The organism is Salinisphaera aquimarina (assembly GCF_042643355.1).
Lineage (GTDB): Bacteria > Pseudomonadota > Gammaproteobacteria > Nevskiales > Salinisphaeraceae > Salinisphaera > Salinisphaera aquimarina.
The window spans coordinates 268,855-280,322 of record NZ_JBHRSS010000006.1 but is presented as its reverse complement, the minus strand read 5'-3'; the positions used below and the strand labels follow the sequence as shown (position 1 = coordinate 280,322).

Annotated in this window: 13 protein-coding genes; all 13 read right to left on the bottom strand. The window is 63.7% G+C overall.

The genetic code is table 11. The annotated features are described in order from the left end of the window. Positions 1-8: 8 nt before the first annotated feature. The 13 genes from ACFOSU_RS13915 to mrdA all read right to left on the bottom strand — a co-directional run bounded on the left by ACFOSU_RS13915 (position 9) and on the right by mrdA (position 11,284). On the bottom strand, positions 9-311 hold the full coding sequence (locus ACFOSU_RS13915; protein ID WP_380690533.1) for an STAS domain-containing protein: 303 nt from the start codon (positions 309-311) through the stop codon (positions 9-11). Positions 312-313: 2 nt separating this feature from the next. After that, positions 314-931, bottom strand: coding sequence for an MlaC/ttg2D family ABC transporter substrate-binding protein (locus ACFOSU_RS13910; protein WP_380690532.1), 618 nt, complete (start codon positions 929-931; stop codon positions 314-316). Between the two features lie 104 nt (positions 932-1,035). Next, positions 1,036-1,536, bottom strand: a complete 501-nt coding sequence (mlaD, locus tag ACFOSU_RS13905; protein WP_380690531.1) for an outer membrane lipid asymmetry maintenance protein MlaD — start codon at positions 1,534-1,536, stop codon at positions 1,036-1,038. Positions 1,537-1,546: 10 nt separating this feature from the next. Beyond that, positions 1,547-2,332 (bottom strand): lipid asymmetry maintenance ABC transporter permease subunit MlaE, encoded by a 786-nt coding sequence (gene mlaE / locus ACFOSU_RS13900; protein ID WP_380690530.1) that lies wholly within the window; start codon positions 2,330-2,332, stop codon positions 1,547-1,549. Next, entirely contained in the window at positions 2,329-3,174 is an 846-nt protein-coding gene (locus ACFOSU_RS13895) for an ABC transporter ATP-binding protein (RefSeq protein WP_380690529.1), read from the bottom strand. The genes mlaE and ACFOSU_RS13895 overlap by 4 nt, the downstream gene beginning before the upstream one ends. Before the next feature lie 31 nt (positions 3,175-3,205). Next, positions 3,206-3,865, bottom strand: a complete 660-nt coding sequence (lipB, locus tag ACFOSU_RS13890) for a lipoyl(octanoyl) transferase LipB (protein WP_380690528.1) — start codon at positions 3,863-3,865, stop codon at positions 3,206-3,208. Beyond that, positions 3,862-4,149: a YbeD family protein gene (locus ACFOSU_RS13885; RefSeq protein ID WP_380690527.1), complete on the bottom strand. Its 288-nt coding sequence runs from the start codon at positions 4,147-4,149 to the stop codon at positions 3,862-3,864. Before ACFOSU_RS13885 ends, lipB begins: the two co-directional genes overlap by 4 nt. Beyond that, positions 4,142-4,987 carry an aminotransferase class IV gene (locus tag ACFOSU_RS13880; RefSeq protein ID WP_380690526.1) on the bottom strand — a complete coding sequence of 282 codons (846 nt, stop codon included), beginning with the start codon at positions 4,985-4,987 and terminating at the stop codon, positions 4,142-4,144. Before ACFOSU_RS13880 ends, ACFOSU_RS13885 begins: the two co-directional genes overlap by 8 nt. Positions 4,988-5,064: 77 nt before the next feature. Continuing rightward, entirely contained in the window at positions 5,065-6,210 is a 1,146-nt protein-coding gene (locus ACFOSU_RS13875; RefSeq protein WP_380690525.1) for a D-alanyl-D-alanine carboxypeptidase family protein, read from the bottom strand. 76 nt (positions 6,211-6,286) lie between these two features. Beyond that, complete coding sequence (locus ACFOSU_RS13870) at positions 6,287-7,276, bottom strand: septal ring lytic transglycosylase RlpA family protein (protein ID WP_380690648.1); 990 nt, start codon at positions 7,274-7,276, stop codon at positions 6,287-6,289. Beyond that, positions 7,276-8,289 (bottom strand): lytic murein transglycosylase B, encoded by a 1,014-nt coding sequence (mltB, locus tag ACFOSU_RS13865; protein ID WP_380690524.1) that lies wholly within the window; start codon positions 8,287-8,289, stop codon positions 7,276-7,278. The genes ACFOSU_RS13870 and mltB overlap by 1 nt, the downstream gene beginning before the upstream one ends. Beyond that, positions 8,286-9,404, bottom strand: a complete 1,119-nt coding sequence (gene rodA / locus ACFOSU_RS13860) for a rod shape-determining protein RodA (protein WP_380690523.1) — start codon at positions 9,402-9,404, stop codon at positions 8,286-8,288. The genes mltB and rodA overlap by 4 nt, the downstream gene beginning before the upstream one ends. Beyond that, positions 9,401-11,284, bottom strand: coding sequence for a penicillin-binding protein 2 (gene mrdA / locus ACFOSU_RS13855; protein WP_380690522.1), 1,884 nt, complete (start codon positions 11,282-11,284; stop codon positions 9,401-9,403). The genes rodA and mrdA overlap by 4 nt, the downstream gene beginning before the upstream one ends. Positions 11,285-11,468 lie beyond the last annotated feature (184 nt).

Below are 11,468 nucleotides of genomic sequence, written 5' to 3'. Positions count from 1 at the left end.
CTGCTGCGTTAGGCCGCACGCTCGCGAAGCCGGATGACGTCGTTCAGGGCACAGAAATCGATGATGGCGCGCATCTGGGCGGGCGCATTGACGAAACTCAGCGAGGCCTGGTTGGTCTGTGCGTCGCGTACCCACTCGAGCAGCAGGGCAACGCCCGCACTGTCCGCGCGGGTCACGCCCGACAGGTCGATCACGGTCTCTTCGCCGCGCTCGAACCAGTTTTCGGATTCCCGCAGTCGCCGCGGCACGGTTTCCGCATCCAGCTCGCCCGAGAGGTGGACGAGTTCGCGGTTGTCATCGATTTCGGTCACGATCAGCTGCCGCCGTTGTAGCGCGACTCCATGCGCTCGATCAGCTTCTCGAGGCCACCGTTGCGAATCTGGGAATTGAACTGGCCGCGGTAGTTGGTCACGAAGGACAGATTGCCGACGCTGCCGTCGTAGATCTTCCAGTCGCCGTCGACGATATGCATCTGGAACGTCACCGGCGTTTTCTGGCCGCTGTCGGGTGTCACGATGGCGCGGAAGGTCACGTCGTCGGCGCCTTCGGCCGCGCGTACCGGCTGGTATTCGATATCGGTATTGTCGTCGAAGGCGAGCAGGCCGTTGCCGTAGGTCCGGATGAGCATGTTCTTGAACGCGACCTGAAAGCGCTTGCGCTGATCCGGCGTGGCGGTACGCCAGGCGCGGCCGAGCACCAGCTGCGACATATACGGCAGATCGACCAGCGGGATCAGTTCGTCGTCGATGAGCTTGTAGAGCTGGTTCGGGTCCTTACGCAGTTCCTCGCGATGGCCGTCCATGCGGCCGAGCACGGTCTGAACGGTTTCCCGGGCCAACTGGTCGGGCGGGGTCGGCGCCGCCAGTGCCAGGCCCGGAATCAGCAGGGCCACGGCAAGAAGGCGGGTGAGTGTAGTAGTCCAACGCGACATGGGAGTCCTCGTTTATGGAATAGATGCGACGCCGGCAAGTATCGGCACGTTCCGATGAATCCGGCCTTAACTATCCGCCGGTTCGGCGTTTTGCGTTACCGGACCTAGGGGTTGCCGGAGGCGGGCGGTGGCGGGGCATTGCCGGAGCTGTCGCCGCTGCCCATGGTGGTCATGAACTGGCCGATGAGATTCTCCAGCACCACCGCGCTCTGGGTAATGATGAACGAGTCGCCCTGACTCATATTCTTGAGTGAGCCGCCCGGACCGATGCCCACATACTGCTCGCCGAGCAGGCCGGAGGTCAGGATCGAGGCGTCGGAATCCTTGGGGATCTTGTAGGTATTGCTGATGCTCAGCGTGGCGTCGGCCTGATAGGTCTGCTGGTCCAGCTTGATGTCGGTGACACGGCCGATGCGTACCCCGGCCATGTTCACGGGCGAGCCCACTTTCAGGCCGCCGATATCGTTGAACGCCGCGGTCACCGTATAACCCTGGATACCGCTGGTATCGGCCAGATTGCTCACCCGCATGGTCAGAATGAATATGGCCGCGATGCCCAGGCAGACGAATAATCCGACCAGCAGTTCGATCGCTCTTGATTGCATAGACAGTTACCTAGTTGCCGCCGAACAGCACGGCGGTCAGCATGAGGTTGGCGCCGAGGATAGCGAGCGAGGCGATCACGACGGTGTTGGTGGTCGCCCGCGACACGCCTTCCGACGTCGGTGGCGCATGATAGCCCTGATAAACAGCGACCCAGGTGATGATCGCCCCGAATACGCCGCTTTTCAGAAAGATGTTGATGATGTCGTGGCTGAAATCGACGTTGGCCTGAATGCCCGACCAGTAGGAGCCGGCATCCACGCCGAGCAGATCGACGCCGATGAAGTAGCCGCCGCCGGCGCCGATCGCCATGACGCAGAAGATAGAGGTCAGCAGCGGCAGGGCGATCACGCCGGCAAGAAAACGCGGTGCGACGATGCGCTTGACCGGGTCCACTGCCATCATTTCCATGCCGGAGAGCTGGTCGGTGGCTTTCATCAGGCCGATTTCGGCCGCCAGCGCGCTGCCGGCACGGCCGGCGAACAGCAGCCCGGTGACCACCGGCCCGAGTTCGCGCACCACCACGAGTGCGACCGACGTGCCCAGCGCCTCTTCGGCGCCAAAGCCCACCAGCAGGCGATAGCCCGATAACGCGAGCACCATGCCGACGAACAGCCCGGCGACTACCACGATGACCAGCGACAGCACGCCGACCGAGTAGATCTGTTCCACCAGCAGGCGCGGCTTCAGCACCAGGCCCGGCAAGCTGCGCAAAATGCGTAGAAGAAAGAGGAAGCTGCGGCCGAGTTCTGCGATCCAGTTGGTCGACGTGACGAACGTGCGTTGTACTGCGTTCATTGGCGTCCTTCGTGGAGCAGATCTTCTGCGTACGGCTGGCCACTGTAATGAAACGGTACCGGGCCATCGGCTTCGGCATGGATGAACTGCTGTACCCACTTGGACTTGGAGTCACGAATCTGCTGCGGGGTTCCGTGGTCGATGACCTCGCCGTCGGATATCACGTACACGTAATCGGCAATACCGAGTGTTTCCTTAACATCGTGGGAGACCACGATCGCGGTCAGGCCGAGCACGTCGTTGAGCCGACGGATCAGGCGCAGCAGCACGCCCATGGAAATCGGGTCCTGTCCGGCGAAGGGCTCGTCGTACATGATCATTTCCGGATCCAGTGCGATCGCACGCGCCAGTGCCACGCGCCGGGCCATGCCACCCGACAGCTGGGCCGGATAGAGCGCGCGGGCGCCGCGCAGACCCACGGCTTCCAGCTTCATGAGCACGATGTCGCGAATCAGGCGTTCCGGCAGCCGGGTGTGCTCGCGCAGGGGGAAAGCGACGTTGTCGAACACCGACAGATCGGTGAGCAGGGCCCCGGACTGGAACAGCATGCCCATGCGCTTGCGTTGTTCGAACAGATCGCCCTGCGATAGCTTGGCGACATGCCGGCCATCGAAGTGAACGGTGCCGGCAGTCGGCCGCCACTGGCCGCTGATCAGACGCAGCAACGTGGTCTTGCCGGTGCCGCTCGGGCCCATGATCGCGGTGATGCGACCGCGCGCGATGTCGAGGTCCACGGCCTTGTAGATCACGCGATTGCCCAGCGAGAAATGCACATCGCGGACTTCCACCAGATTGGTGGCGGGCGTGGGCTGCTCGTCGGCGTAGCTGTCGTCTGGATTCATTGATTGTGTGCCATTCAACTTGCGCGCAAGACTAACAGATCAGGGCGTCGCGACCGTCACAATGGAGTCTCAGACCGAGTTCGCGTGCGAGTTGCGTGGCGAGATCGTCGGCCACGACATCCAGCGATCGCGGGCCGCCGAGATCGGCGATCTGCGTCATTTTCAGGCCGTGGTAGCCGCAGGGGTCGATACGCGAAAAGGGCTCCAGGTCCATGTCCACGTTGAGCGCCAGGCCGTGATAGCTCGCCCCCTTGCGCACGCGCAGGCCAATCGAGCCGATCTTGTCGCCATCGACATATACGCCGGGCGCGTCGGGCTTGGCGAACGCGTCGATCCGGTAGCCGGCCAGAGTCGCGATCATGGCGTTCTCGAGCGCGCTCACCAGGCTGCGGATACCGATGCCGCGGCGTCTGAGATCAACCATCACGTAGGCCATGATCTGGCCCGGCCCGTGGTAGGTCACCTGGCCGCCGCGGTCGATGGGAACGACCTCGATGTCGCCCGGTGCGAGGACATGTTCCGCGCGTCCGTTCTTGCCCTGGGTGAACACCGGCTCGTGATTGAGCAGCCACAGTGCATCCGGCGTGTCGGCGGTGCGCTGATCGGTGTAGTCCTGCATCGCCTGCCAGAGCGGGCGATAGGGCTGCGGTTGCCAGCCGAAACGGCGAACGGCGAGTACCGGCTGGGTCACAGCGACATCAATACCGCGCCGCTGTCGGTCAGATCGGTATAGATGGCGTCGAGCTGCGCCTGGCTCTGGGCCATGATCTGCGCGGTCACGGCAACATATTTGCCGCCGCTGCTCTCGCGCTGGGACATGTCCGCGCGTTCCAACTCGGGGGCATGCGCCTTGACCAGCTTGTATACGCGATCCTCGAAGCCGCTGTCCTTCTTGCCGAACGCCTTGATCGGAAAGCTGCAGGGAAACTCGAGCAGGGTTTCGCGTTCTTGCGGATTATCGTTGGATTCACTCATGGGCCATAGCTTGCAAGCAGGAGCGCATCCGCGTCCAGAGCGGGCCGGGCCGACCGGCGCCCACGGGCTTGCCGTCCAGGCGCGTGACCGCGAAGACCTCGCGTGTCGATGACGTGATCCATATCTCGCTGGCGCCGGCCAGCGCGGCCGGTGTGAGGGTATCGATCTCCTGATGACCGATACCCTCGCGCGTAGCGATCTCGAGTACCGCGGCGCGGGTGATGCCCGGCAGAATGGTCTCGCGCAGCGCCGGGGTGATCAGGCGATCGTCGATCACCGCGAACACGTTCGAGGACGTGCCTTCCAGCACCGCGCCGTCGCGGACCAGCAGGGCTTCGGTGGCGCCCTCGGCCCGCGCCGCGTCGGCGGCCATCACATTGGCCAGCAGCGATGTCGACTTGATCGAACAATAATGCCAGCGCGTGTCGACGTGGGTGATCGCGCCGATGCCGTCGCGCATCACGGCGGCATCCGGTTCGCCGCGGCTCTGACAGAAGGCGACCACCGTCGGGGCGACATCGCTGGGCAGGCGATGGTCGCGTCGCGGCGGTGCGCCGCGGGTGACCTGTATATAAACGGACAGGTCGCCGCCATCATTGGCGTCGATCAGCGCCGCGACCAGTTCGGTCCAGGCCGACAGTGCATGCGGATTGCTGATGCGCAGGCCGGCAAGACTATCGTCCAGGCGTTGGAGATGTTCGGCCAGCCGAAAGCAGTGCCCGGCGTAGACGGGTATGACCTCATAGACACTGTCCGAAAACAGAAAACCCCGGTCGAGCACGGAGATGCGTGCCTCGTCCAGCGGCAGGAAGTCGCCGTTCACATAAGCGATCGCCATGGAAAATTCCGGTGGAAAGAGCTGAAAAATAGTGGCCGGTCCCTGTCGCGCTTGCCGCGCGACAGGGGGCCTGGCCGTTATTCGAACATCATCATGACTTCGTCGGTGAGCTGACGGATGATGCCGCCTTCGACGATATCCTCGCCGGCGTACAGCGGCACTTCCGCCAATACCTTGTCGTCGTATTTCACGTTGAGCGTACCCAGCCGTTCGCCTTTCTTGACCGGCGCCGACAGCTGCGAGGGCAGCTCGGCACTGGTGGTCAGCGCGTCGCGTTGACCCCGCGGGAAGGCGACGTTGACGGCACCGTCGGCGACCACCGGCAGCATGGTCTTGTCGCCTTTCCAGACCCGGATCTCGGCAATCTGCTTGCCGGCGTCGAACAGATGACCGTTCTCGTAGAAGCGAAAGCCGTAGTTGAGCAGGGCAGCGGTCTGTGATTTACGCGCGTTGTTCGAATGGGTGCCGGTGACCACGGCGACCACCCGCATGCCTTCGCGTTTGGCCGAGGCCGACAGGCAATAGCCGGCGGACTCGGTATGCCCGGTCTTGCCGCCGTCCACGCTGTCGTCGGACCACAGCAGCGAGTTGCGGTTGTACTGCTCGATATTGTTGTAGGTGAATTTCTTTTCGTGGAAATACTTGTCGTACAGATTCGGGTAGTTGCGAATGATGGCCGACAGCAGACGCGCGATATCGTGCGCGGTCATGTAATGGTCTTCGTGCGGCCAGCCGCTGGCGTCCACGAAATGGCTGCCGGTGAGCCCGATCTCCTTGGCGTACTGGTTCATGTAGTCCGCGAACGTCGATTCCGTGCCGGCGACGTATTCGGCCAGCGCCACCGTCGCGTCATTGCCCGAAGCGGTGATCATGCCGTGCAGCAGCTGGTCGACGCTGACCTTGCTGCCCACTTCGATGAACATCTTGGAGCCGCCCATGCGCCAGGCCTTCTCGCTGATGGTGACCTGGTCATCCAGCGACAGATTGCCCTTCTTGATCTCGTCGAAGACTATATAGGTCGTCATCAGCTTGGTGATGCTGGCCGGCTCGATACGCTTGTCCGCGTCCTTTGCGGCCAGCACCTGGCCCGAATCGAAGTCGATGAGCACATAGCTGCGCGCATCCAGGCTCGGCGGCTCCGGGATCGGCAACGGCTTGGCCACCGCACTGGCACTGGCCAGAAAAAGAAAAACTAGAAAGAACATGCGGGAAGCGTAGTTCATCGACTTGAGCTCTTGGACTTGACATGAAACGGCGGTGGCCGAGGCGACGCAGTTTAGCGCCTCGAAACCTTGGAGGCTAACGATCGACTTCGCGCGCGGCGAAGCCGCGTGCGCTGAGTATTTGCTGGGTCAGGGCACGGCTGCGCTGGCTGTCGAACGGGCCCAGCCTTACGCGGTACAAGGGGGTCGTGGTGTCGGGGTCGACGATGACCACCCGGGTAAAGCCCGCATCACCCAGGCGTGCGCGCATATTCTGGGCGTTGCTCGCGCTGCCGAAGGCACCGCTTTGCAGGTACAGATCCCCGTCGGGCGAGCCCGCGTTGCCGCGATTGGCCACCGGTACCGGCCGTGCGGGCGCGGGTCGTGACGCCGGGCGCGCGGCAGGCACCGTGTCTCGATCCTCGGTTGCGGCCACGTTCGCCATGCCGGTCGACGTCGGAGCGGTGGAGCTGCGGCTGGCGCGCACGGTCTGCGCATTGCGCTGGTTGTCTTCCGCGCGCAGCGTGGCGGGGGTGACGGTCTCGATGCGCACCGGCGCGCTGCCGGTGGCGACCACATCCAGGCGCCGGGCCGCCGCATAGGACAGGTCGATGATACGGCCGTCGTGGAACGGGCCGCGGTCGTTGACGCGCACGATCACATGCTTGCCGTTATCCAGGTTCGTGACCCGGACATAGCTGGGAATCGGCAGGCGCTTGTGCGCGGCCGTCATCTTGAACATGTTGTAGGGCTCGCCGCTGGAGGTGCGGCGGCCATGGAACTGGCGCCCGTACCAGCTCGCCCGCCCGGACTGGGTGAAGCCGGCGGCGCTGGGCAATACATAATAGGTCTTGCCCAGCGCTTCGTAGCTGCTGGGGTTGCCGTAGCGCGATAACGGCTCGTTGCGCGGCACCGCGTCCGGAATCGCATCGAGATCGATGTTCTCGTCGTCCGGCGGGCCGTCGTTCTGGTAATAACCGCCGCCCGAACCGGACCGCGCCGCGCCGCCGCCCGAGGGGCCGCTGGCGCAACCGGCCAACAGCAGGGCGGCCGCGCCCACACCGATGTATATACGCAGCGCCCGCATCACGGCGTATCGTGATCCTGCCGGGCGGCGATCTCCTGGCCCAGCTGATAGACCGCCATCGCATACAGCGGGCTGTGGTTATAGGTCGTGATCACGAAGAAATTGTTCAGACCCAGCCAGTACTCGGTGCCGTGCGCGCCCTGGAATTCGAGCAGCCCGACCTGGGCATCGTCCGCAGGTGGCGTGTCCACGCGCACACCCAGGCGATGCAGCGCGTCCCAGCGATAGGCGGGTTCGCGCTTGCTGCGCTCGATGGCGTCGAGCTGGCCGGTATCGCCGATCCAGGCCGGCAGGCTGACCGGGGCGCCGCGCTGCCAATGATGTTCGGCCAGATAGTTGGCGACCGAGGCGATGACGTCGGCCGGCTCCTGCCAGAGATCGCGCTTGCCGTTGTCGTTGCCGTCGACCGCGTAGGCGCGATAGCTCGACGGCATGAACTGGGGCAGGCCCATCGCACCGGCGTAGGAGCCGATCTCGGAATCGCAGGCCAGATCCTCTTCCACGCACAGCTGGATGAAGCCTTCGAGCTCGCGGGTGAAGTAGGCGCCGCGTTCGGGATAGTCGAAGGCCAGCGTCGACAGCGCGTCGAGTACCCGGTTGCGCCCCACGAAGGCGCCGTATTTTGTCTCCACGCCGATGATGGCGGCCACGATATTCGCCGGTACGCCGTATTTCTCCTCGGCCGCGTCGAACATGGCCTGATGCTCGGCGATATAGGCCGCGCCTTTCTCGGCACGCTCGGGCTGCAGAAAGATCGGACGATAGTCGGCCCAGGTGAGCGTGCGCTCGGCCGGTTTGCGCATCGCCGCGACGATCTTGGGCTGGTATGTCGCGTCCTCGAGCAGCGCCCGCGCTTCATCGATATCGACGCCGTCGGCCTTTTGCAGGCGTTTGAGCAGCGCCTTGCCCTCGGGACGCTGGGCATAGTTGCCGGTTTCGGCCGGTGCCGGCAGGGGCGAGCAGATCAGCGTCAGCAGGGCTGCCGACGCGACGAAAGAAAAGAATCGATTCATGTGGCGAGCAGCTTTCTGTGGGTATGAATGGACATGAGAATGCCGAACGAGGCGAGCAGAATCACCATCGACGTGCCGCCGTAGCTGACCAGCGGCAACGGCACCCCCACGACGGGCATCAGCCCGGCCACCATGCCGATGTTGACGAATACATAGATGAAGAAGGTCAGGCTGAGACTGCCGGCGGCCAGGCGCTGGAAGGTGTCCTGGCTCTTCATGGCGATATACAGTCCGCGCGCGACGATGAAGCAGTAGATCGCCAGTAGTGCGATCACGCCGAACAGACCGGTTTCCTCGGCATAGACGGCGAACACGAAATCAGTATCCGATTCTGGCAGGAAGTTCAGGTGAGCCTGGCTGCCATTGAGCCAGCCCTTGCCGAACAGCCCGCCCGAGCCGATCGCGATCTTGCTCTGCGAGATGTGATAACCGGCGCCCGTGGGATCGCGCGCCGGATTGAGGAAAGTGAGTACTCGCTCCTGCTGGTAGTCGTGCATGTTGAACCACAGCAGCGGTGCGGCGGCGGCGGCCATCAGTACCAGTATCAGGATCACGCGCCAGCGCAGGCCGGCGAAATACAGCGCGAAGCCGCCAGCGGCCGCGATCAGCAGCGCGGTGCCCAGATCCGGCTGGTCGGCGACCAGCACCACGGGCACGGCGATAAGCGCGGCGGCAATCGCCACATCGCGCATCGTCGGTGGCAGGCTGCGGTCGCGAAAATAAGCGGCCACGGTCAACGGCGCGGCCAGTTTCATCAGCTCCGACGGCTGGAAGCGCACCACGCCCAGGTCCAGCCAGCGCTGCGCGCCCATCGCCGAATGCCCGAGCAGCACCACCAGCAGCAGCAGGAACACCCCGAAGCCGAACAGCCAGGGCGCGGCGACCCGGAACCATTCCGGCGGTATCTGCGCGACCATGATCATGCCCAGCAAGCCGATGCCCAGACGAATGGCCTGATTGATGACCACCGACTCGGACTGGCCCGACGCGCTGTAGAGCACGAACAGGCCGAGTGCGGCACAGCACAGCAGCGCGATCAGCAGTTGCAGATCGATACGCCAGTAAACCAGCCACTCCGATAGCGACGACGGTTGATTGGTAGCGCTGGCGCTCATCGGGCGCTCGTGTTGGAGGCTTGCAATACGGGTTGTTCCGAACGGAAAGCGTCGATGACCTTGCGCGCGATCGGCCCGGCCACGCTGCTGCCGCCGCCGCCGTGTTCGACCAGAACAGCGACCGCGATCTTGGGCGCGTCAATCGGTGCAAAGGCAATGAAAAGCGCATGATCGCGCAATTGACGTTTCACGTCTTCCATATCGGGCGCGGCCTGGTTCTGGGCCAGCCCGGCGACCTGGGCCGAGCCCGACTTGCCAGCCAGCGTGTAGTCCAGATTCTGGCCGACATAATGATAGGCCGTGCCGCGTGGCGCCGATACCACGTCGCGCATGCCGTCGATGATCACCTGCCAGTGGCGCCGATCCTTGAGCTTGATCGGCTGCAACGGCTGTGGCTGGGTCGGGCTGATCTGGCCGTTGCTCGGATTCTTCCAGGCGCGCAGTACGTGCGGTTTGAAACCTTCGCCACGCTCGGCGATCAGGCTGGCCATCTGGGCAAGCTGGATCGGCGTTGTGGTCATGAAGCCCTGGCCGATCACGGTGTTCAATGTCTCGCCCGGGTACCAGGGCAGATTGCGGCTGCCGTGCTTCCAGGCACGCGAGGGCATGATGCCGCTGTTCTCACGCGGCAGATCCACGCCGGTGTCCTGTCCCAGTCCGAACATGGCGCCATAGCGATGGATGTTGTCGATACCGAGCTTGAGCGACAGCTTGTAGAAATAGACGTCCGAAGAGCGATAGATCGCCTTGCGCATGTCCACCCAGCCGTGGCCGGAGCGTTTCCAGTCGCGATAGCGATGGTTGCTGCCGGGCAGGGTGATATAGCCGGGGCACCAGACTTTCTTGTCGGCGACGATGGAGTCGGTCTCCAGGCCGGCCAGGGCCATCACCGGCTTGACCGTCGAGCCGGGCGGATACTGGCCCTGCAATGCACGGTTGAACAACGGCTTGTGTGGATCCGATATCAGCTTGTTGTAGTTGACATGACTGATGCCATCCACGAACAGGTCCGGGTCATAGCTGGGTTTGGACACGATCGCCAGCAGCCCGCCGGTCTCCGGATCGATCGCCACGACCGCGCCATCGTTGTCGCCCAGTGCCTCGAAGGCCGCGCTTTGCAGGCGCGCATCGATGGTCAGGTACAGACTTTCGCCCGCGGTGGGACGGTTCATCTCCAGTTCCCGCAGCGAGCGCCCGCTGGCGTTGGTTTCGACGACGCGCGAGCCCGGGTCGCCGTGCAGGCGTGACTCGTAGCTGTATTCCACCCCGGACTTGCCGATATGGTTGGAGCCGCGATAGCGCTTGTCGTCGACCTGGCTCAGATCGCGGGCCGTGATGCCGCCCACATACCCGACCAGATGCGCCGCGACCCGGCCGAGCGGGTAATGCCGGGTCAGACCGGCACGAATATCGACGCCCGGGAAATCGCCACGATTGACTTCAAAGCGCGCGACCTCGCGCTGGCTGAGATTAAGCCGGATCGGCACGCCGCGAAAGCGCGGCGTCTTGGCGACGCGGTCACGAAAGCGATCGCGATCGGCGTCGCGAATTTCCACGATTTTCGACAGGCGATCGAGCGTGGCGTCGATATCATCGACCTGCTCGGGCACGATCTCCAGCCGGTAGGCGGGCAGATTGTCCGCCAGTACCACGCCGTTGCGATCGTAGATGAGTCCGCGTACCGGCGGCATCACCTGCACGCGCATGCGATTGTCCTGGGAACGCGTCTCGTAATAGCTGTGGCGCACAATCTGCAGGAAGGTCACCCGCGAGATGAGCACGCCGACCAGCACGCACAGCACTGCCCCCGCGACCACCGTGCGCAGCATGAAAAGCTGTTTCTCGGCCGCGTGGTTCTTGATCGCGTCGTCTGCCGCCATGCCCGCGTATGTTCTCCCGTGCCTGCCGTGACAAAACAATGCCGGCGCTGTTGTTTAGACCGTGTGTGCTCAGTAACTTATAAAAATAAGTTCAAGCGCTGTGTGCTGTTATCAGAGTCAGAGTAAGCGCACGATTGATTGATGTCGAGAACGGCAGCTGCCCGCCGTGCGAGGCCGAGTCACC

Excerpts from the sequence above, each read along its gene's own strand:
- mltB (WP_380690524.1), bottom strand. The coding sequence starts at position 8,289 with ATGAATCGATTCTTTTCTTTCGTCGCGTCGGCAGCCCTGCTGACGCTG.
- mrdA (WP_380690522.1), bottom strand. The coding sequence starts at position 11,284 with ATGGCGGCAGACGACGCGATCAAGAACCACGCGGCCGAGAAACAGCTT.
- ACFOSU_RS13875 (WP_380690525.1), bottom strand. The coding sequence starts at position 6,210 with ATGAACTACGCTTCCCGCATGTTCTTTCTAGTTTTTCTTTTTCTGGCC.
- mlaD (WP_380690531.1), bottom strand. The coding sequence starts at position 1,536 with ATGCAATCAAGAGCGATCGAACTGCTGGTCGGATTATTCGTCTGCCTG.
- ACFOSU_RS13885 (WP_380690527.1), bottom strand. The coding sequence starts at position 4,149 with ATGAGTGAATCCAACGATAATCCGCAAGAACGCGAAACCCTGCTCGAG.
- ACFOSU_RS13870 (WP_380690648.1), bottom strand. The coding sequence starts at position 7,276 with ATGCGGGCGCTGCGTATATACATCGGTGTGGGCGCGGCCGCCCTGCTG.
- ACFOSU_RS13880 (WP_380690526.1), bottom strand. The coding sequence starts at position 4,987 with ATGGCGATCGCTTATGTGAACGGCGACTTCCTGCCGCTGGACGAGGCA.
- ACFOSU_RS13910 (WP_380690532.1), bottom strand. The coding sequence starts at position 931 with ATGTCGCGTTGGACTACTACACTCACCCGCCTTCTTGCCGTGGCCCTG.
- rodA (WP_380690523.1), bottom strand. The coding sequence starts at position 9,404 with ATGAGCGCCAGCGCTACCAATCAACCGTCGTCGCTATCGGAGTGGCTG.
- mlaE (WP_380690530.1), bottom strand. The coding sequence starts at position 2,332 with ATGAACGCAGTACAACGCACGTTCGTCACGTCGACCAACTGGATCGCA.
- ACFOSU_RS13895 (WP_380690529.1), bottom strand. The coding sequence starts at position 3,174 with ATGAATCCAGACGACAGCTACGCCGACGAGCAGCCCACGCCCGCCACC.